The organism is Actinomadura physcomitrii (assembly GCF_008923205.2).
Taxonomy (GTDB): domain Bacteria; phylum Actinomycetota; class Actinomycetes; order Streptosporangiales; family Streptosporangiaceae; genus Spirillospora; species Spirillospora physcomitrii.
In genome coordinates this window covers 7,335-26,842 of sequence record NZ_WBMS02000039.1, presented here as the reverse complement: position 1 = coordinate 26,842, position 19,508 = coordinate 7,335, and the positions used below count along the sequence as shown (strand labels likewise).

At 70.3% G+C, this 19,508-nt stretch carries 20 protein-coding genes and 1 tRNA gene; 13 read left to right on the top strand and 8 right to left on the bottom strand.

Annotated elements, in window-relative coordinates:
- The first annotated feature begins 136 nt into the window (after positions 1-136).
- Positions 137-655 (top strand): LLM class oxidoreductase, encoded by a 519-nt coding sequence (locus F8568_RS35375; protein ID WP_151598002.1) that lies wholly within the window; start codon positions 137-139, stop codon positions 653-655.
- 38 nt (positions 656-693) lie between these two features.
- Here the strand turns inward: F8568_RS35375 and F8568_RS35370 are convergent, their stop codons facing one another.
- On the bottom strand, positions 694-1,626 hold the full coding sequence (locus tag F8568_RS35370; RefSeq protein WP_151598001.1) for a GlxA family transcriptional regulator: 933 nt from the start codon (positions 1,624-1,626) through the stop codon (positions 694-696).
- A gap of 72 nt (positions 1,627-1,698) precedes the next feature.
- Here F8568_RS35370 and F8568_RS35365 point away from each other — a divergent pair, with 72 nt between their 5' ends.
- From F8568_RS35365 to F8568_RS35340, 6 genes are all read left to right on the top strand, one after another.
- A complete protein-coding gene (locus F8568_RS35365; RefSeq protein ID WP_151598061.1) occupies positions 1,699-2,925 on the top strand; it encodes an MFS transporter in 1,227 nt (408 codons plus the stop codon).
- Positions 2,926-3,263: 338 nt separating this feature from the next.
- The gene (locus F8568_RS35360; RefSeq protein ID WP_151598000.1) at positions 3,264-4,139 is read left to right on the top strand and encodes an SDR family NAD(P)-dependent oxidoreductase; all 876 of its coding nucleotides are present in this window, start codon (positions 3,264-3,266) and stop codon (positions 4,137-4,139) included.
- A 37-nt stretch (positions 4,140-4,176) separates the two neighbouring features.
- Entirely contained in the window at positions 4,177-4,941 is a 765-nt protein-coding gene (locus tag F8568_RS35355; protein WP_202125715.1) for an alpha/beta fold hydrolase, read from the top strand.
- Positions 4,942-5,964: 1,023 nt separating this feature from the next.
- Positions 5,965-7,272 (top strand): hypothetical protein, encoded by a 1,308-nt coding sequence (locus F8568_RS35350; RefSeq protein WP_151597998.1) that lies wholly within the window; start codon positions 5,965-5,967, stop codon positions 7,270-7,272.
- Positions 7,273-7,350: 78 nt separating this feature from the next.
- Positions 7,351-7,710, top strand: a complete 360-nt coding sequence (locus tag F8568_RS35345; RefSeq protein ID WP_151597997.1) for an nSTAND1 domain-containing NTPase — start codon at positions 7,351-7,353, stop codon at positions 7,708-7,710.
- Positions 7,707-8,132, top strand: coding sequence for a hypothetical protein (locus F8568_RS35340; RefSeq protein ID WP_151597996.1), 426 nt, complete (start codon positions 7,707-7,709; stop codon positions 8,130-8,132). Before F8568_RS35345 ends, F8568_RS35340 begins: the two co-directional genes overlap by 4 nt.
- Here the strand turns inward: F8568_RS35340 and F8568_RS35335 are convergent.
- The gene (locus F8568_RS35335) at positions 8,122-8,301 is read right to left on the bottom strand and encodes a hypothetical protein (protein ID WP_151597995.1); all 180 of its coding nucleotides are present in this window, start codon (positions 8,299-8,301) and stop codon (positions 8,122-8,124) included. The two genes, F8568_RS35340 and F8568_RS35335, sit on opposite strands and share 11 nt — an antisense overlap.
- Positions 8,302-8,563: 262 nt before the next feature.
- On the opposite strand from F8568_RS35335, the gene F8568_RS35330 reads away from it, so the two are divergent.
- A complete protein-coding gene (locus F8568_RS35330) occupies positions 8,564-9,058 on the top strand; it encodes a hypothetical protein (protein WP_151597994.1) in 495 nt (164 codons plus the stop codon).
- 85 nt (positions 9,059-9,143) lie between these two features.
- Here F8568_RS35330 and F8568_RS50735 read toward each other — a convergent pair whose 3' ends face one another.
- Positions 9,144-10,913 (bottom strand): SpoIIE family protein phosphatase, encoded by a 1,770-nt coding sequence (locus F8568_RS50735; RefSeq protein ID WP_151597993.1) that lies wholly within the window; start codon positions 10,911-10,913, stop codon positions 9,144-9,146.
- Between the two features lie 214 nt (positions 10,914-11,127).
- The gene (locus F8568_RS35320; RefSeq protein ID WP_328601164.1) at positions 11,128-12,045 is read right to left on the bottom strand and encodes a C40 family peptidase; all 918 of its coding nucleotides are present in this window, start codon (positions 12,043-12,045) and stop codon (positions 11,128-11,130) included.
- On the opposite strand from F8568_RS35320, the gene F8568_RS35315 reads away from it, so the two are divergent.
- The gene (locus tag F8568_RS35315; protein ID WP_151597991.1) at positions 11,954-12,931 is read left to right on the top strand and encodes a recombinase family protein; all 978 of its coding nucleotides are present in this window, start codon (positions 11,954-11,956) and stop codon (positions 12,929-12,931) included. The genes F8568_RS35320 and F8568_RS35315 overlap by 92 nt on opposite strands.
- 79 nt (positions 12,932-13,010) lie before the next feature.
- On the opposite strand, the gene F8568_RS35310 is transcribed toward F8568_RS35315, so the two are convergent.
- Both F8568_RS35310 and F8568_RS35305 read right to left on the bottom strand, forming a co-directional pair.
- Positions 13,011-13,083: transfer RNA gene (locus F8568_RS35310), tRNA-Glu, on the bottom strand.
- Positions 13,084-13,156: 73 nt separating this feature from the next.
- A complete protein-coding gene (locus F8568_RS35305; RefSeq protein ID WP_236009819.1) occupies positions 13,157-14,875 on the bottom strand; it encodes a metallophosphoesterase family protein in 1,719 nt (572 codons plus the stop codon).
- A 31-nt stretch (positions 14,876-14,906) separates the two neighbouring features.
- On the opposite strand from F8568_RS35305, the gene F8568_RS35300 reads away from it, so the two are divergent.
- Positions 14,907-15,248, top strand: coding sequence for a metallopeptidase family protein (locus tag F8568_RS35300; protein WP_151597989.1), 342 nt, complete (start codon positions 14,907-14,909; stop codon positions 15,246-15,248).
- A 112-nt stretch (positions 15,249-15,360) separates the two neighbouring features.
- Positions 15,361-16,695 carry an MFS transporter gene (locus F8568_RS35295; protein ID WP_151597988.1) on the top strand — a complete coding sequence of 445 codons (1,335 nt, stop codon included), beginning with the start codon at positions 15,361-15,363 and terminating at the stop codon, positions 16,693-16,695.
- Positions 16,696-16,753: 58 nt separating this feature from the next.
- Here F8568_RS35295 and F8568_RS35290 read toward each other — a convergent pair whose 3' ends face one another.
- Entirely contained in the window at positions 16,754-17,071 is a 318-nt protein-coding gene (locus F8568_RS35290) for a PspC domain-containing protein (protein WP_236009818.1), read from the bottom strand.
- A gap of 270 nt (positions 17,072-17,341) precedes the next feature.
- Here F8568_RS35290 and F8568_RS35285 point away from each other — a divergent pair, with 270 nt between their 5' ends.
- Together F8568_RS35285 and F8568_RS35280 are read left to right on the top strand one after the other, a co-directional pair.
- On the top strand, positions 17,342-18,361 hold the full coding sequence (locus F8568_RS35285) for an aspartate-semialdehyde dehydrogenase (protein WP_151597987.1): 1,020 nt from the start codon (positions 17,342-17,344) through the stop codon (positions 18,359-18,361).
- Between the two features lie 90 nt (positions 18,362-18,451).
- On the top strand, positions 18,452-19,078 hold the full coding sequence (locus F8568_RS35280; protein ID WP_151597986.1) for a hypothetical protein: 627 nt from the start codon (positions 18,452-18,454) through the stop codon (positions 19,076-19,078).
- A gap of 21 nt (positions 19,079-19,099) precedes the next feature.
- On the opposite strand, the gene F8568_RS35275 is transcribed toward F8568_RS35280, so the two are convergent.
- Positions 19,100-19,318 carry a DUF2277 domain-containing protein gene (locus tag F8568_RS35275; protein ID WP_151597985.1) on the bottom strand — a complete coding sequence of 73 codons (219 nt, stop codon included), beginning with the start codon at positions 19,316-19,318 and terminating at the stop codon, positions 19,100-19,102.
- Between the last annotated feature and the right edge of the window lie 190 nt (positions 19,319-19,508).

The window sequence follows — 19,508 nt, the reverse complement described above, 5'->3', positions numbered from 1 at the left end:
CGCGCGGGTGGCGGCCGTCCTGGCGTGCAGTGATGCCTGATTCGTATCGCGCATTGCGAAACAGCGATTGGACGTCGGAGGCCGCCCTTCCGCACGGTGGAACCACGGCATCCGCTTCCGGGAGGAGTCCATCACCATGCGCGTCGTCGAAAGGGCCCGCCGGGCCCTCGGACCGGTCGGGACCTACGTGCCGGTGCCGTTCACCCGCTGGATCCCCATCGACGAGCAGCGCAAGGCCGTCCGGCGCCTGGAGGCCGCCGGCCGCGACTTCGGCCGCCCCCTCGAGACGATGCGCGCCTACCTGGACGCCATGGCCGAGCCCCCGCCGATGCCCGGGCCCGATGCGGCCTATCCCCGGGTCATCGGCGCGAACGGCCCGAAGATGCTGGGGCTGGCCGCCGACACCGCCGACGGCGCCTTCCCCGCCAACCAGCCCCCCGAGTTCACCGCGGAGACCCGCCGCACGCTCGGCCCCGACGAGCTCCTCGTCGTCGGGACGGCCCACAACGCCGACGACGAGCCCGCCACCGCCGCCGAAGTGCGCGCCCACCTCGCCGCGGGCGCCGACCACGTCACCCTGTTCCCCGCGACCGGCGACGACTTCACCGCCGACGTCGACCGGCTCGTCCACCTCGCCCCGGCACTCCTCCGGTAACGCCGAGGCCGGAGACCCGGACGGTCAGGACGCCGGCTTCACCTTCCGAAGGTGCGGCGGTAGGCGGTGGGGGTCGTGTCCAGCGCGCGCCGGAAGTGCAGCCGCAGGTTGGCGGCGGTGCCGAGCCCGCACTCGCGTGCCACGCGCGCCACCGGCTGATCGGTGGTCTCCAGCAGTTCCCGTGCCCGGCCGAGACGGGCGTTGAGCAGCCACTGCAACGGGGTCGTGCCGGTCTCCTCGGTGAACCGGCGCATGAGCGTGCGCTGCGAAAGGCCGGCGTGCCGGGCGAGCTCGCGCAGCGTGATCGGTTCGCCGAGGCGTCGCAGAGCCCATGCGCGGGTGCCGGACAGCGATGCGTCGCCGGCCGCCGGGACGGGCGCCGGCACGTACTGGGCCTGCCCGCCTTCGCGGTGCGGAGCCGCGACCAGGCCGCGGGCGACGCGGTTGGCCACCGCCGCGCCGTGGTCGCGGCGCACGATGTGCAGGCACAGGTCGATGCCGCAGCACACCCCGGCCGAGGTGAGGACGTTCCCCTCGTCGATGTAGAGCACGTCGCGCTCCACCGACACGGCCGGGAAGGCGCGTTCGAGATCGTCGATGTACTGCCAGTGGGTGGTCGCGCGCACACCGTCCAGCACTCCCGCCGCGGCCAGCGCGAAGGCCCCCGTGCAGATCGACACCATCCGCTTGCCGCGCTCGTGCGCCTCGGCCAACACGGCGAGCACGGCCTCCGGCGGACGTCCGGGCGGCTCGGCCCCCGGCACGATCACGGTGTCGGCGGCGCGCACCCGCTCCAGGTCCGCCTCCGGCAGCACGGTGAAGCCCCCGGTGGTGTCCACCTTCGTGCCGAGGCCGCACACGGTCGTCTCGTACGAGGTCTCCGGCCGGGACCCGAAGATCTGCGCCGGGATCGCCAGGTCGAGGGGCATGACGTCGTCCAGGGCCAGGAGCGCGATCCGGTGAACCGTCATGGCAATATCCTATCGAAGTATGGAAATCTTGCCTATCACCAGGTCAGGAGGGTCTCGGACACGCTGAAGGGCATGACAGCACCGTTCGGCCTCCTGCTGCCGGCCTCGATCGTCATCTCGTTCCTGGCCTCTTCCAGCGCCCCCACGCCGCTCTACGCCGCGTATGCGGACCGATGGCACTTCTCCCCGATAACGACCACCGTGGTGTTCGGCACCTACTGCATCGCCGTCCTGGCCGCACTGCTCGTGCTCGGACGGGTGTCCGACCACCTCGGCCGCAAGCCGGTGCTCCTGGGCGCGCTGACGTTGCAGATCGCCGCCATGGCCGTGTTCAGCGAAGCCGGCGGCATCGGCGCTCTGTTCGCCGGCCGGATCCTGCAGGGCATCGGAACGGGCAGCGCACTGGGTGCGCTCGGCGCCGCGATGCTGGACGTCGACCGTGAGCGCGGCACCCGCGCCAACGCCGTCGCCCCCGGGCTCGGATCCGGGATCGGCGCCTTGGCGTCCGGCTTGATCGTCCAGTACCTGCCGGCGCCCACCCGGCTCGTCTACCTCGCGTTCATCGGAGTCTTCCTCGTGCAGGCCCTCGGCGTGGCGCTGCAGCCGGAGACCGCCGGCCGCAGGCCCGGACTGCGCGCCGCCCTCAAACCCGAACTCGCGGTGCCCCGGCACCTGCGGCACCTCCTCCTCGCGGTGGCGCCGGTGCTGTTCGCCGTATGGTCGCTCGGCGGCTTCTACGGCTCACTCGCACCGGCGCTGGCGCGGCGGTTGTCGGGCTCGGACTCCGCCGTGATCGGCGGTCTCGGATTGTTCGTGCTCACCGTGGTCTCGTCCGCCGCCATCGTCGCGATCGCGCGCGTCCCGGCCGGGACGGTGATGCTCCTCGGCATCACGCTCCTCGTCCTCGGCTCGCTCAGTACCTTGCTCGCCGTCGAGGCGTCGTCGGTCACGGGATTCTTCGCCGGCACCCTCGTCTCCGGGATCGGTTTCGGCGCGGGATTCCAGGGCGGGATGCGCACCGTCGTGCCACTGGCCGCCGACCACGAGCGCGCGGGCGTCCTCTCTTCGCTCTACGTGATCTGCTACCTGGGCATGGGGCTGCCCGCCGTCGTCGCGGGGACCCTCGTCGTGTACGGCGGTGGACTGCCGACCGCGACCCGGGACTACTCGCTGTTCGTCGTCACGCTCGCGCTCGCGACCCTGATCACCCTGCTGCGCATGCGCGGCAGGACGCGTCCCGCGAACTCGGCGAGCGCCGCGCACGACGACGCCCACCGCGCGCCTTCCCCGAACCGCTGACCGCCCGTCCCGCACCCGCATCAGCCTTGCTCAGGCGCTACGAGAGATTCAGACTTTTAGAACCATCGACGGGCGACGTGCCGTCAGGCGTTGCTCGACCTGCAGGATTTCGCGGCGGACCGGCAAGCGAGGCCGGTCTCGACCGCGCCGGCCCTCGGCCACTACCGGGTGGGGAGGCGGCTCGCCTTGTCCCGGATGTGAAGCCGGGGTACCTTACGTTTTGAGATCTATCGAACTGTGCAGGACGTTGCGGCGTCTTGCGGAAGCACGGGGAACCGGAGCCGAGTCGACAGCGGCCTCTTCCATCACCGACTCCCCAGGCAAGGAGCTTCACGACCGTGACGTCCACCGCGTTTGTCACCGGGGCCAGCCGTGGTATCGGCAAGGCGATCGCCGTGCATCTGGCTCGAGCCGGCCTCGATGTCGCGCTCACCGCCCGCACCGTGAAGGAGGGCGAGCGGCGGGAGCACTCCTCGACCCTGCACCGCTCCGACACCAGCCCCCTGCCCGGTGCGCTCTCGTCGACCGCCGGGCTCGTGGAAGCGGCCGGCGTGCGATCGCTCGTCGTGCCCGCCGACCTGACCGACCGCGCCTCGGTGGTCGCCGCCGCCGACACCGTGCTGGCCGAGTGGGGACGCATCGATGTGCTGGTGAACAACGGGCGCTACATCGGTCCCGGGCACATGGACCACATCGAGGAGACCCCGCTCGATCTGCTGGAACTGCACCTCCAGGCCAACGTGATGTCCCCGTTGGCGCTCATCAAGAAGGTGCTGCCCGGCATGCTCGAGCGCGGGTCGGGGACCATCGTGAACATCACGTCCGGTGCCGGCTTCCATGATCCGCCGGCCAAGGCCGGTGAGGGAGGCTGGGGTCTGGCCTACGGCTTCAGCAAAGCGGCCCTGCATCGCGTGGCGGGCATCCTCGACCTCGAGGTCGCCGACCGCGGGGTCCGCGCCTTCAACGTCCAGCCCGGTTTCATCGCCACCGAACGGATGGCGCAGGACATGGGCGACTTCGGTTTCGACGGCGGCGCCCCGCCCGACGTGGTCGGCGCGGTGGTCGCCTGGCTGGTGAACAACCCCGACGCCGCCGAGGACGCCATGGAGGACAAGGTGTCCCCGCCTGTCATGCGGTCGACCAAGGACGGCCGCAACATCGAAGCCCAGGAGGTATGCCGGGACCTGGGCCTGCTGCCCGGATGGCCCGGCTGACATGGAATCCGAGCGAACTGGGAGGACCCCCGCTCGCGTGAGCGCCCGCGACGACGGGGTGCGGCGGCCGGGCGGCGACGCGGTCTCCGTCTTCGTCGACAACGACGGCGTCCGGCTCCATGCGCTCGACAACGGCCGGGTCTCGGACTCGCCGCCGGTCGTGGTGATCCCCGGAATGGGCGAGTACGCGGACGAGTACGCGTGGATGCTCGACCGGCTCGGCGATCGGCGGGTCGTCGTGGCCGACCTTCGCGGGCGGGGCCGCAGCGACGCGCCGCACACCGGCTACGCGTGGGAGGACCACATCGGCGACCTGCGCGCGGTCGCGGAGGCGCTCGAGCTGGAACGGCCGATCCTGGTCGCGATCTCGCGCGGCTCGTCGTATGCCCTGGGGTACGCGCTGCGGTTCCCGGACCGTCTCAGCGGACTGGTCGTCGGTGACTACTCCGCGCGGCATGTCGGCCTGCCCGCCGAGTACGCCGAGCAGCAGCTGCGCATGAAGGTCCGCGGAGTCCCGGTCGCCGAGCGGATGCCCGAGCACGCCGTCCGAGCCGTGATCGCGGAAAGCCGCGAGGCCCCGCTGTGGGACCGGCTGGTCGAGCTCCGCTGCCCGGTGCTGGTACTCCGCGGGGGCCGACGCGGCCGCGTCCTGACCGATGAGCTCGCCGAGCAGTGGCGGACGTCGCTGCCCTCGGTCGAGATGGCGACCATCGCCGGCGCCGGACACGACCTGTGGAGCCGCGACCCGGACGCCTACCTCGCCGCCCTCCTCCCGTTCCTGGACCGGATCAGCCCGGATTGACCGCCGGGGCCGCGTGCCCGCGAAGACCACGTCGACCCCGCTAGACGAAAGCGGGAGCACGGCGACCAGCCGGTCCCAGAACCGGGACGGGATGGTGCGGTTCGTTCATGTCGAACTACGACCGCCGCCGAAGGTCACTGGTCATCGGCGGTGGCCACCGTCGGCGCGACCGTGACATGGCGCGGACGAGGCGAGGACACGGCCGACCGGCAGAGGATGGAGTCCAACGGCGGGCGGATCACGGAGCGTGCGGTGAAACTCGGCGGCGTGTCGCAATGAGATTCCAGCCGCATTTATTGATCGATGAGGCGTCGCTGTCGTTGGTGCCGGTGGGCGCGGGCTCGGTGGCGGCGTCGCCGGAGTGACAAAGTGGAAGCGGTGTGCGGGTGGGTGTCAGAGGTGGAGATGCGCACTCGGCTGAGGGTGAGGCGCTCGGCGGAGTGGTGATGGGTTCCGGTCGAGCCGGTTCCGCAAGTACGTCCTACGGTGAAACCCACCAACCGGCTCGCCCCATCCCCGGCGCCCGCCTGACAATCCCGTCCCGCATCCGCATCTCCTGAGTGCACGCGACGCACCGGGTACGGGGAGGTCCGGTACGACAGATGAGAAATGACCTCGCGGTTCCTGCGTTCTGCTCTTCATCCTGCGCTCCTCGATGCGGGAGCACAGGATGAAGGGAGGGACTTCAGGGCGCACGGGGCCACCGGCGCCGCCGCCTGATGTGCGGGGACGCGGTGAGCGGGCCGGACGAGACAACCCGGGCCCGGTGGCGGATTCCGGTTGTCCGGACCGCTCCGGGTGGCGTTCGCCGGACGGACTGGACTGCCCCGGCGACGTCGGCAGCGGACAGGCGGGCGGGCAGGTCCGGTAGTGCCGTCGTGGTGCGAGACCTGCCCGGTGGATCGGCACGACGTTTGACCGCCATCAACGAATGGCTCACCTGCTTCGAAACACGTTTTTAGGAAGCCTGCGATTCACCGCGAAAGGGCGTCACGAGCGGAGCCGGTCCGACAGTATTCCGATATGCCGTACACGCTGCCGATCGTCCTGCCCGCCCGGCTCATCGAAACCCACCGCGTTGACCTGTCCGCGCCGTATTCGACCGGGTGGAGGGTCACGGCCCACGACGTCGCGGCGGCTCCCTGCGGCGACCTCTACGCGCTCTACCAGTTGTATCGGCACGGCGGCGGCCTCGCCGCAGACCAGACCGGCCCGGCCACAGGCAATTTCAACTACCGGATCATCACGCGATACGCGCCCGACGGCGTGCCGCTGGCCACCGCGCTGTGCTGTCCTTCCGGCGCCGGCGCCGGCGAATGGGCGTCGGCGGTGGTCGACGGACCCGACATGACGCTGTGCGTACTGCCCGACGGCCTGCTCTCGGTGAACGCCCATCCCGACTGCACCACACTCATCGCACCGGACCTGAGCGCGGTGGTCGGCACCTACCACACGCGAGGGCGACAGGCCTTCGAGGAGTTCGCACCGGGCGACCCGTTCGCCTGCTCGATCAGCGTCACACCGTCGGGGCGGCTGCTGTGCACGACCACCGAGTACGGGGTGCAGGGATACGGCAACAGCCTCGCCAACATCGTCGGAGTGGCCGATGGTCCGCTGACCCCCGACCACAAACCCTCCATCCAGGCGGTGGCCGCCTTCGACCCGGAACCCGCCGGCCAAACCCAGGACGACCTACGCCCGCACGTCCTTTTCGATGGGCAGCCGGTGGGCCTGCAGAACCGGCCGCGGCCCGCACTCAGAGAGATCTTCGAGCCCGGTAGGCCCATCAGCCGCTGGAACCTGTCGGAACTCTTCCGGCCGGCGGCCCTGTCGGACGAGTTGTTCGTCGTGCCGATGCGCGCCCGCCGCGGCAGCAGGGGCGGCGCGTTCGCGTTCGCGCTCGTCAACGACCAAGCCGAGCAGAAAGGGCGGCTGCTGGGCATGGACCCGTGGGCCGACAGCCCCTTCACCGGCGAGTGTTTCAACGTGGCGGCCGGCGGCGGACACGCGTTCCACCTCAACCGGTACGGCCTTTTCGCATGGAACGCCGACGGGACACTGGCGATCAAGCTGAGCACAGCCGACAAGACCTTCAAGCCCCTGACGCGATTCACCCTGACGACCTGCTCACCCGCCGGCGAACTGCTCCTGACACACGGCGAGCAACACCTCGTCCTCCGCGTTCCCGTACCGGAAGATATCGCCGACCTGGGCAAGTCCGTGGAGACGGCCCTGACGGCCTATCGCCGGGAACGCGCGGCCCTGAAAAAGACCTGGACCCCGATCGGATGGCACTGGGTCCAGGACGGCGCAGCCGTCCACCACCTCTGACTCACACCTACCCAGCGGGTCGATACCGTAGTCCCGAAAGGAAACAGTCTGGCCACCGCCAACGGCGTCGGTCCCGCATTGACTCCATCACCTGGGCAAGAAACGCTTCAAGCTCAGGACGAGTGGCTGAACGGGAGTTCCGAAAGGAACGCGGCCGCCCGGCTGCTGCTGCTGCGCCTGGTCGCCGTGCACAGCGATGATGCCCCGCCTGCCCGGCGGCGGGTCCCGCGGGCCCGGTTGAAGTGGGCGCAGCAGGTGGTGGAGGTGTTCGCCCGGGCACGTCTGGTCACCGTCACCCAGGACACCGTGGAGATCGCCCATGAGGCGCCGCTGACCGGGAGGGGGTACGGCGGCGGCAGCGGCTGGACGCCGACGCCGAGGAGTGGCGGCAAAGCCCGCCGCCCGAGCTGCTGTACCGCGGCACGCGGCTGGCGGTGACGCTGGAGTGGGCGCGGTCCTGCCCGGACTTGAGCGCGGCGGAGCAGGCGTTCCTGGACGCCGCAGTGCAGGCGCGCGATCGGGAGATCGAGGAGGCCGAGCAACGGCGCAAGGCCGAGACCGAGGCCCGGATCGAGCGGGAACGCGCCGAGGACCGGCACCGCGCCGACCAGGCCGAACTCGCCAGAGTCCAAGCCGAGCGCGCGGCCAAACAGATCGTCGCTTTGGCCCTGAGCCCGGACCAGCGGCGGCTGGCGACCTCCGCCCGCGACGGCAGCACCTGGGTCTGGGACCTGCGCCGCCGCACCCCGCTGCTCAGCCTCACCGACCCGATCCCGGGCCAGGAGATCAACGGCGTCGCCTTCGTCGACGAAATGCATCTGGTGACTGCGACCAACTACGCGGTCCGGTTCATCGGCTGACGCCGGTGCGCCCCGGGGACCGCGCCCCCGGGGCGCGCAGCGGCGGGCACGGAACCCGGTCGGGCGGGTCACCGATCAGGGCGCGCCAGTAGCCGGCGGAGACGCCGGTCACGGCGCGGCACACCTTGGCTTCGGCCCGGTCGGGGTCCAGGTCCCAGAAACGCAGCACGCCTTCGCTGGTCGGAGGCCGGAGCCCCTACCGGGACCAGGAGCGTGCGCGAAGCGGCCTAAGCCCTTGACCTGTCTCGTCTTGGAAGCAGATTTAGGCGCGGGCGGCCCGTCCTGCGGCCGGGACCACCCGAACGGGCCGGAGGACTCCAAGCACATCGGCTACGACTGCTCGGGTCTGACCGCGTACGCGTTCTGGAAGGGCGCGGGCATCGACATCCATATACAGCGCTTCGGAACTCAACGATCCCACCGGAGGGCGAATGCCCGAGCCCATTCAAAAGGAGCGTCTTCTCGCTTCGCCTGACTATCGCATGTTCGCCCTCGCAGATGCCGACAACGCCGCCAATGACGCGCCCGTTCCCGACGATATTGGCTCGCAAGGTTGGCTTGGTTTGAGGAGTGCCATGTTCTACATCGGGACAGCGCAACCATTATTTCCAGTTACACTCGATATCGAATATTGGGATAGAGGGCCACCCTCATGCAACGACGGTCCCGAAGTGATGGAACGTTCCCGACTGTCCCTTCCTTCTGGTCGCCCAATCCTGTCAGAGGTCACCGCCGGCTCGCCGGGTGTCGTCTTCGTTGTACCGACTGGCACCTATGCCAGTCTTGTAGCCGCGTGGTCTCGACGGCAAGCTTTTCGTGACTATAACCGTCTTCTTTCGATGGACGCATCTTCCACCAAGTATGAACTGCTGGAGCAAGAACTGTGCGGCCGTGAGCGCTATGCTTTTCAACTCTGGGCAGAGTAAAAATGTTCGAGCCGCTTCCTTTTGAAAGCTGGTTCATGACACTTTTACGGAGACGGCGGCATCTCATTAGGCTTTCGAGGGGGACCTAAAGTACCCGCGCTGCAAGAACGCAGATGTCGTCGTCGGAGCTAGCGCCGAGACGTTGCAGGGTGCAGTCGATCAGGTCCTCGGGGTCGGTCAGTGTGCAGGACTGCAAAGCGTTGACCAGGGCCTGGATGCCGGTCCCCAGGTCACGGTTTCGTTGTTCAACTAGGCCGTCGGTGTAGAGTAGGAGGAGGTCGCCGGGTTGCAGTTGTGTGGTGTTCATCTGGTAGTCGCACTCGACGCCGCCTAGCAGTGGGCCGGATGCCCCTTCGAGAGTCCCGGCATGACCTCCGCGGATGAGGATAGGGCTGAGATGGCCGGCATTGGCCCAAGAAAGAGTGCGCTCGGCGACGTCGAAGCGGCTGACGATCGCGGTGCCAGTGGTGGCGATCTCCCGGTTGTTGTGCAGTACCAGCTCGTTCAGCCAGGTGGTGAGCCGGTCCGGGGCGGCGCCGGTGTAGGCCAGCCCGGCCAGGCCCGAGCGCATCTGCATCATGTTGCTGGCTGCGGCCAGCCCGTGCCCCATGGCGTCGCCGATGACCAGCAGGACCTGGTCGTCGTCGATTAATCGGGCTTTGAAGAAGTCGCCGCCCAAGCGGGCCAGGCGCTCGGCCGCCTGGTAGCGCACGCCGACGGCCAAGCCGGGCAGGTCCATCAGGCGCCGGCCCGGTGGCAGCAGGATGTTCTGCAGGTGGGCGGTAATCCGGCGCTCTTCGGCGGTGCGCTCTTGTTCCCGGGCCGCTCGTTCCCGGGCCCTGGTCACGGCGCGTTCGCGGTGCCGGGCAGCGGTCAGGTCCTGGACCAGTAACCTGACCTTGAGCGGGATACCGTCGCAGTCCAGTAGTGGCTCGCCAATGACATGCAGGCGCCGCACCCCGTGCCGATGCTGGATCGAGAACTCGGCTTGTACCGATTCCCGGTTGTGCAGCAGCGAGTCGATCACATCGTCGAGCACTGGGCGGTCTTCGGGTACCGCCATGGCCGGAAGGTCTTCCAGCGAGATCGGCTCGCTAGTAGGTTCGCGGCCAAAAATCTCATACGTCTGCGGGGTCCAGGTCACCTTCGGGCTGGCCAGTTCCCACTCGGCCCAGCCCAGCCCTGCCAGGTGCTGGACCCGTGCCCAGCCGGAGAGGAACAGTTCACGTTCATCTATCCTGGTGAAGTTCAGCAGCAGGCCGTCCAGGACCCGGGCGGCGCGGACGTTCAGCAGGATGGGCCAGGGCCGCTCGTCCACGATGTCCACATACTCCATCGACTCCCTGTGGAAGGGCACACCGCTCTGGTAGGCGGCAGTGAACTCATCCAGCAGCCCGGCGGCCCACACGCCTGGACTGACCTCCAGAAGGCTTTTGCCGACCAGCTCGTCATGCTGCCGGCCATCGGCGGTGCAGCCATGGCGGTTGACGGCCAGCCAATAAAAGTCGATCACCCGGCCGACCGAGTCGGTGATAGGGACGGTATAGCTGGCCAAGTCGTCGTGGGTATCCAGCATGCCCTGGATCCAGTCGGGCAGCTCGGGCGGGCTGAACGCGTGCGGCGTATCCTCGATCCCCTCGGCCACCTCGATCAGGCTTATCCCACTGTGCTCGGCCATCTGCTCCAGATGCTCAGCCGCCTCGCTCGGCCGGGTGTTCAGCTTCCTGGCCAGCCGCGTGATGGCCCTGTTCACGATTGCCTTATCCCGCATGACGCTGCTGACGCGTGTGCACTGCTTGCGTACGGTGTCCGATGCGGCGCTCCCGCTGCGGCCGGACTGGGCGTAGTCGATCACACATTTTTCATGCCCACGATCACCTTTCTTGATGATCGCCGGTTGGGGCAGAACCTGGTGTTCGTTGAGTACACCAGCCGTCAAAACCCTGGACGTACGAGGTGTTCCGGGCCACGCCCTGGTCAGCGACAGGTCATCAGCGTCATCGCCGCCCAAAGGATGTGCGCTTGCGGAATGTGCGGGCGCCGCTCGTACGCTGCGGCGGGCCTGCGTACTACAGACGGAGGAGGGGGCGGGTGGTGCCGATCCAGTCGGGGCGGTGGTAGGTCTCGACGCCGATGGCTGGGTGGCAGGTGGAGCAGCGGGCGGCGATCATTTGGCCGTGTCCGATGACGAGGCCGACGTGGCCGGGTGTGGTGGTGGAGGTGGCGGGGCCGGAGTTGAAGAAGACGAGGTCGCCGGGTTGGGCTTGGTTGTTGAGGATGCGGACGCCGAAGGGCCATTGGGCGAAGGTGGTGCGTGGGATGGTGAGGCCGGCGGCGGCGTAGGCGGCTTGGACGAGGCTGGAGCAGTCCCAGGCGTCGGGGCCGGTGGCGCCGAAGACGTAGGGCTTGCCGCGTTGGGCCATGGCGAAGGCGATGATCTTTGCGATGGTGGTGTTGGGTGCGGTGATGGCGGCGGCTTCGGTGCACTCGGCGGGTGGTGAGGCGTTCGGCGGGGTGGTTGCGGTGGGTGTGGTCTTGTACTTGTGGGCGCGGTTGAGGACGTCGTCGACGTAGGTGTTGCTGTGGTTGTAGGCGAACAGGGCGGCGCGCATCTTGGGTGGTGCTCCGTTGTGGCGGAGGTAGTTGGCGGCGGCGGGGATGGCGTCTGCGGGGTCGTAGCGGTTCGTTCTGCCGTCGTGGTTGCCGTCGACGCCGTAGGTCTTCCAGGTGCCGGCGAGGAACTGCATGGGACCTCCGGCGCCCGCGTGGTTCTCGCCGGAGTGGATGCCGGGCGCGTGGGAGCGTCCGTGGTCGGACTCGATGGATCCGACGGCGGCGAGGATCTCCCAGGGGATGCCGTAGTCGGCTGCGGCTTTTCGGTAGAGGGCGAGGTAGGTGGCGGGTATTCCGGCGACCGGCGGACCGTCGACCTGTGAGTCGCAGGGGTCGGTTTGGGGCGTCGAGCCGGTGACGGCGCCGGTGGCCACGGCCGCGCATCGGACCATCGGCAGGTGGACCTACTCCTTGGTGCGCGACGTCCTGTCCAACCCCAAGTACACCGGCTACATGGTGTGGAACCGCAAGGCCACATCGTCGGGAACCGGCAGGAACAATCCGCCGGAGGTGTGGGTGTGGTCCGGCGAGTCCACACACCCCGGGCTGGAGTCGATCGAGGTCTTCACCCAGGCGCAACGGGTCGCCCGCGCCAAGGCCGGGACCCCGAGCCGTTCAGATGGCCCGCGCAAGCCCAAGAAGCCGCGGCGGATGTTCGTGCTGAGGTCCTACATGACGTGCGGGCTGTGCGGGAGGCGCATGTTCGGCAAGCAGGACTCCGGCAACACCTACTACGTCTGCAGCCCGAAGCGCTCCTACCTGCCCGACGGGCATCCGGCCGTGATCCGGGTGCGCGAGGAGCCTCTGATGGCGGGGCTGAACGAGTTCTTCAACCGCGAGATCTTCGGCGCCCAGCGCCACCAACGCCTGCAGGCGCTCCTCGCCCGGATGAGCGACCAGCATCTGGACGAGCACCAGGAGCAGGTCGCGATGGCCAAGGCCAGGATCAAAGACCTGGTCCGGCGGCAAGCACGTGTGCTCGATCCGCTGGAGAACCTGGACGATCCGACTCCGGCGCTCGTCCAGCGGGTCAACGAGCGCGCCGCCGAGATCGCGACCGAACTCAAGGCGGCACAGGACAGACTCCGGGAACTCCACGAGACCGCGCCCGTTCACGCGGCGCCCGAACTGCTGGATCTGCTGCCGACCGGAGCGGTGGACCTCGGGCTGCTTCCTGAGGCGACCCTGCGGAAGCTGCTGGACGTCTTCGGGCTGGCGATGCGCCACGACGGCGAGAAGAACTCGTCGAGTGCGAGGTGACGATCACGTCCGAAATCGTCGATATTCAGCGGGATGTCGCGAACGCGGTGATCGGTTCCGGTCGAGCCGGTTCCCGTTGTACCCCCTACCGGATTCGAACCGGCGCTACCGCCTTGAAAGGGCGGCGTCCTAGGCCGCTAGACGAAGGGGGCCCGGTGGTGGCAGAGATGGTTGCCACTCGACCCGGTCAAGTGTAGAGGACGGGGCGGGGCGGCGCGCAAACGGTTACCCGCGCTCGCGGGTGGGCGACGGCGACGAGGGGGGCGGCGAGGTCGGGGACGGGCTTCGGGACGGCCAGTCGGACGGGAACCTCGACGGGAACGGGGAGGTCGGGGACGCGGGCGGGGCGGTGGCCGGGGGCTGCGGCTTGATGGCGCGGTCCGGGTCGGGTTCGAGGTGCCGCTCGATCTTGGCGGAGGTGAGGCCGAGGCCGCCGAGCTGCAGGTCGTCCCAGCCCTGGAGGCGGTGCGAGGCGCGGTTGAAGTACAGGACGGACAGCTCGATGGGGGTCGGCTGCTCGTGTTCGAGGCCGCGCAGGCCGGCGCCGCCGGTGGAGCCCTGGACGAACAGGCGGGTGCCGGTGGGCAGGAGCTTGGTCTGGCGGGCGTGCAGGTGGCCGGAGAGGATCAGGGGGGTGAGGCCGGAGAACGCCTCGCCCTCGGACGGGTCGTGGGTGAGGACGACATCGGGCGTGGTGCCGGACTTGCGGAGCTTGTCGGCGAGGACGTCGCCTTCGGCGCGGACCTGGTCGGAGCCGACGAAGTCGTCGCGGGTGCTCTTGTCGGGGGTGAAGCGGGGGTCGCCGACGCCGTAGAGGCGCAGGCCGCCGACCTCGCGGGTCCGGTCGTCGAGGACGATCGCGTTCTTCTGCCGCGCGACGGCCCGCTGGGTGCTCCGCGAGTCGTGGTTGCCGCGGATGTAGACGTACGGGATCTTCAGGTCGGAGATCGAGTCGGCGAACCTGTCCTCGGGCTTGCTGCCGTGGTCCATGAGGTCGCCGGTGTCGATGATGAAGGTGGCGTGGAACTGGGTGCTGACGGACTTGATGACGTTCCACGCGGTGGGGTTCAGGTGGATGTCGGAGACGTGCAGGACGCGGATGGTGGACGGGTCCGGCTCGTAGGTCGGGAGCGTCGAGGTCGCGGCGTAGAGCTTGGAGGCGTTGCCGACGAGGCGGGCGAGGTTCGCGCGGTAGGTGGAGAAGCGGGTGAAGACGGTCTCGGCGTCGCCGACGACCTGGGGCGCGTTGGCGAGCAGGCCGGTGTAGCGGGGCTCGGCGATGGAGTCGGGGTTGAAGGTCGTCCAGGCGAGCAGGGCGACGGCGACGAGGCCCGCGGCGGACGCGCCGAGGGCGGCGAAGGCGCGCCGCCACGATCGGAACAGCACCAGCGCGGCGAGGAACGCGAAGGCCAGGGCGAGGACGGCCGCGCGGATCAGCAGGACGGTCACGCCGTGCCGGATCTGGTCGGCGATCTGGTCGGTGACGCGGTCGAGCGCCGAGTCGTCCTCGATGAGCTGCTGCGCCTGGTCGGGGCGGACGTCGGTGAGGTGCGCCTCGACGGACACGGGGCCGGAGTGGGTGTCGAGGTGGACGGCGCCGAGCGGCGGCAGTTCGAGGGTGGTGCCGCCGTGCAGCGACGGGTGCAGGACGAGCTGGACGTTCGCGGGCCCGACGGGGGTGACGGTGCGGCCGCCGACGAGGAGGCCGACGTAGCCGCCGGCGAGGCCGATGACGACGGTGAGGGCGATGCGGGTCCAGCGGCTGCGGGCGGCGCGGGCCCCGGCGGCGCGCGCGCGGCCCGTCGCGGCGGCGGCGCGGCGCGCGGCGGACGCGGCGTGGGGGTACCGGGCGGCGAGCGCCGCCGCGCGGGCGGACGCGGCGCGGGGCAGTCGTGCGGCGAGGGCGGTGATCCGGGCGGCGAGGGCGGTCGGCCGGAACGGCAACGATCCTCCTTCTGTCGAGCAGAATGGCACTGTGATCGAGATGTCGCGGGAGGCGTTCGAGGACCTGGTCGGGGCGGCCCTCGACACCATCCCGGCCGAGCTGGCGGCGCAGATGCGCAACGTCGTCGTCGTGGTCGAGGATGACGCACCCGAGCCTGGCCTGCTGGGCCTCTACCAAGGCGTACCCCTCACGGAGCGCGGTGACTGGTACGGGGCCGTCCTGCCCGATCACATCTCCATCTACCGCCGGGAGATCCTCCGGATCTGCGACACCGAGGAGGACGTCGTCGAGGAGGTGCGCATCACGGTGATTCATGAGATCGCGCATCATTTCGGGATCGATGACCGTCGGCTCCATGACCTGGGGTATTGAGACCCGGCGGCAACGCGTTTCAATATTTGGGCACGGTAGGTCACATAACTGCCACGCAGCGTGAGTTAATAGGAGGGTCGTCCACCCCTGGGCGAGCCGAACTGGAGCGTGCGTGGCGGGAAGGCAGACCGGCCGGCATCGGCGTCCGGCGGAGGAGCAGGCCACCTACCGCGAGGTTTTCGCGGTCGGTGAGTTCCGCGCCCTCTGGCTGGCGCAGGCGCTGTCGTTCGTCGGGGACCAGCTGGCGCAGGTCGCGCTGGCCGTGCTGGTGTACCAGCACACCGGGTCCGCGCTGCAGACCGCCGTGACCTACGCGCTGACGTACCTGCCGCCGATCGTGGGCGGGCCGGTGCTGTCGGGGCTGGCCGACCTGTTCCCGCGCCGCACCGTGATGATCGTCTGCGACGTGCTGCGGGCCTGCCTGGTGGCGCTGATGGCGCTGGTGCAGATGCCGTTCGCGGGGCTGTGCCTGCTGGTGTTCGCGGCGGTGCTGCTCGGCGCCCCGTTCACCGCCGCGCGCGCCGCGGTGCTGCCGGACGTGCTGGAGGGCGACCGGTACGTGGCCGGGTCGGCGATCAACAACATGACGCACCAGGGCACCCAGATGCTCGGGTTCCTGGCCGGCGGCGCGATCGTCGCGGCGGTCGGGCCGTACGACGCGCTCGCCATCGACGCGCTGACGTTCGGTCTGTCGGCGGTGATCCTGGTCGGCGGGCTGCGGCCGCGCGCCGCGCCGAAGCGGCGGGAGCGCGACTCGCTCGGCCTGTGGCGCGGGACGCGGGACGGGGCGAAGCTGGTGTTCGGCGACCCGGTGCTGCGGGCGCTGGTGTCGTTCGCGTGGCTGTGCGCGTTCTACGTCGTCCCGGAGGGGCTCGCGGCGCCGTACGCGGCGACGTTCGACGGCAGCGCGGTGACGGTGGGGCTGCTGATGTCGGCGATGCCGACGGGGATGGTGCTCGGCGCGTTCCTTTTCAGCCGCTTCGTCCGTCCGACGAACCGGCTGCGGGTGATGGGGTGGATGTCGATGGCCGCGTGCCTGCCGCTGGTCGGCGCGGGCGTCCACCCGCCGCTGTGGGGCGTCGTGGCGCTGTGGGCGCTGTCCGGGATGGGCAGCGCGTACCAGCTGGCGGCGAACGCGGCGTTCGTCGCGGCGGTGCCGGCGTCCGGCCGCGGGCAGGCGTTCGGTCTCGCCCAGTCCGGCATCCTCGCCGGTCAGGGCCTCGGCATCCTCGTCGCCGGGGCCGCGACGCAGGTCCTCGGCCCGCAGACGGTGGTGGCGCTCGCGGGCGTCGCCGGGCTGTCGGTCGCGGCGATGCTGTCGCTGTCGTGGAACCAGGTCCGCGGCGGCGTCATCTCCGGCATGACCGAACCGGCCGAGCCCGTGGAGGTCACCGCGTCCCGCGAGGACGACCTCCCCGGCATCCGCCGCTCCGCCCCGGCCCCGTGAACCCCTAAGCGTGTCTTATGTGGGGGGGGCGACCCCCACACCCCCGGAGAGGGCGCGCTCAAGCGTGCGTGCGGTTCTTGTTCACCGCGTTCTTCGTGCGCTGGACGGCGTCCTGGACGTTCGGGTTGTCCTGGGCCTTCTTGAACAGGTCCTCGGCGACGGACGTCGCGGCGCCCTCCTCCGGGATCAGCAGCCAGGCGATCACGTAGAGGGCGATGCCCGCGCCGCCGAAGACGGTGAAGACGGCCAAAACGAGCCTGACGATGTTGGCTTCGACGCCGAGGAACTCGGCGGCGCCGGAGCAGACGCCCGCGAGCATGCGCCCGTCGCGGGTGCGGCGGAGCCGCCGTTCGGTGGTGCCCTTGTTCATGTCCATGCCCTCGATGATGCCCATCCCGGCGGGGACGCGACATCCGGAACCGCCCTGATTCGCCCCCGATGCCGCCCCTGAGGCCGTCCAGGGCGGGGAACCGGGGCCCCCGCGCCCGCCGTTGACACCGGCGGATGCGTGTGCGCGTCCGTTGAGCGCCGCTTAAAGTCGGTGTGAAGGGTTAATTACTGGACGTCCCCGACCGGGCCTCGGCAGACTCGTCGGCCCAGGTAGGGACGTGAGAACGAGCAGCGCGGGACGAGCAGAGGGAGCGGCATGAGGATCGGGATCGTCGGGGCCACCGGCCAGGTCGGGGGCGTGATGCGCCGCATCCTGGCGGAACGCGGATTCCCGGTGGACGAGCTGCGGCTGTTCGCCTCGGCCCGCTCGGCCGGGCGCAGGCTGCCCTGGAACGGCACCGAGATCACCGTCGAGGACGCGGCCGCCGCCGACTACGCCGGTCTCGACATCGTGCTGTTCTCCGCGGGGAAGGGCTCGTCGAAGGAGCTGGCGCCGAAGGTCGCCGCGGCGGGCGCCGTCGTGATCGACAACTCGTCGGCGTGGCGGATGGACCCGGACGTCCCGCTGGTGGTGGCGGAGGTCAACCCGCACGCGGCGGCGGACCGCCCGAAGGGGATCATCGCGAACCCGAACTGCACGACGATGGCGGCGATGCCGGTGCTGCGGCCGCTGCACGCCGAGGCGGGGCTGTCCGCGCTGGTCGTGTCGACGTACCAGGCGGTGTCGGGCAGCGGCCTCGCGGGCGTGGCGGAGCTGCACGAGCAGGCGCGAAAGGTCGTCGAGAACGCCGACCGGCTCACCCACGACGGCTCGGCGGTGGAGTTCCCCGACCCGCAGGTGTACGTGCGGCCGATCGCGTTCAACGTGCTGCCGTTCGCGGGGTCGATCGTGGACGACGGGCTCGCCGAGACCGACGAGGAGCAGAAGCTCCGCAACGAGAGCCGCAAGATCCTGGAGATCCCGGACCTGAAGGTGTCGGGGACCTGCGTGCGGGTGCCGGTGTTCACCGGGCACTCGCTGCAGATCAACGCGCGGTTCGAGCGTCCGATCGGGCCGGAGCGGGCGAGCGAGCTGCTGTCCGGCGCGCCCGGCGTGGTGCTGGCGGACGTGCCGACGCCGCTGCAGGCCGCCGGGCAGGACCCGACCTACGTGGGCCGGATCCGCCGGGACGAGACCGTGGAGAACGGGCTGGCGCTGTTCTGCTCGGGCGACAACCTGCGCAAGGGCGCGGCGCTGAACGCCGTGCAGATCGCGGAGCTGGTCGCCGCACAGTAGCGACATAACCCGCATTTCGGGCAAACTGAACCGTTCGCGTGCCGGCTCCGTCTGATGGGCCGGCACGTGACCGTTTCTGGGGGAGTCCGGATGAGGTGTTCGGCGATCGTGACGGTGGGGACGGCGGCGGGGGCGCTGCTGCTGACGGGCTGCGGGGGCGGCGGTGGCGGCGGGGACGTCGCGGGCGGCGGGACGGCCGAGGTGTCGGCGCCGGCGATCGGCGCGACCAGCACCCCGAAGCTCGGCGGCGGGGGCGGTGGAGGCGGCGGGCAGCCCGCGCCGCGCCGGACCGGCGCGCCGAGCCGCGCCGCGACCCTCGGCCCGCTCGGCTATGGAGCGTTACGACTCGGCATGACGGCCAGGCAGCTGCGCGGCAGCGGCCTGCTCGTCGGGAAGGTGCGCGCGGGCGCGAACGGCTGCTCCGGCTACGACCTGCGGACGCGCCGCACCCCGAAGGGCTCGGTCGGCGTCTACTACTCCGCGCGCTACGGCATCGTGTCGATCTTCGCCGTCGGGGGGATGCGCACCCCGCAGGGCATCGGGGTCGGGTCCACGCTGGCGCAGGTCAAGCACGCGTACCCGAAGCTGGCGAACGGCGTGAACGGGGCGTCCGCCCCCGTCCCCGGCAACCCGAAGGCCGTCTACAGCCTCCTGCTGTCGGGCGGGCGCGTCGCGTCGCTCGCGCTGGACCTCGCCGGCCAGAACTGCCACAACTGACCGGACGGGACGGCCCGCGGGCTAGCTCGCGCGGCGGCCCCGCATCTCCAGCGCGTCCAGGAGCGCGGCGGTGGAGCGCGCGATCTCCTCGACGGCGCGGTCGAACGCCTCGGCGTTGTGGGCCGCGGGGGCCCGGAACCCGGAGATCTTGCGGACGTACTGGAGCGCGGCCGCCCGGACGTCCTGGTCGGTCACGTCCTCGGCGAACGGCGGGCGGAGCGTCTTGATGCTGCGGCACATGCGTCCATTGTGACCCTCGCCACCGACAGAACCGCACCCCCGGACGGGCCGGAAGGGACGTGTGGGGCCCCGGCGCGCCCAGCGGAGGTGGGGCGCCGGGGCCCGGCGGGGGGCGGTGTCCCGGAGGGCCGGTGTCCCCGAGGGGCGGCGGCCGCGCGGGGGCGGTGCGGACGGTTCTCGGGGGACTGCC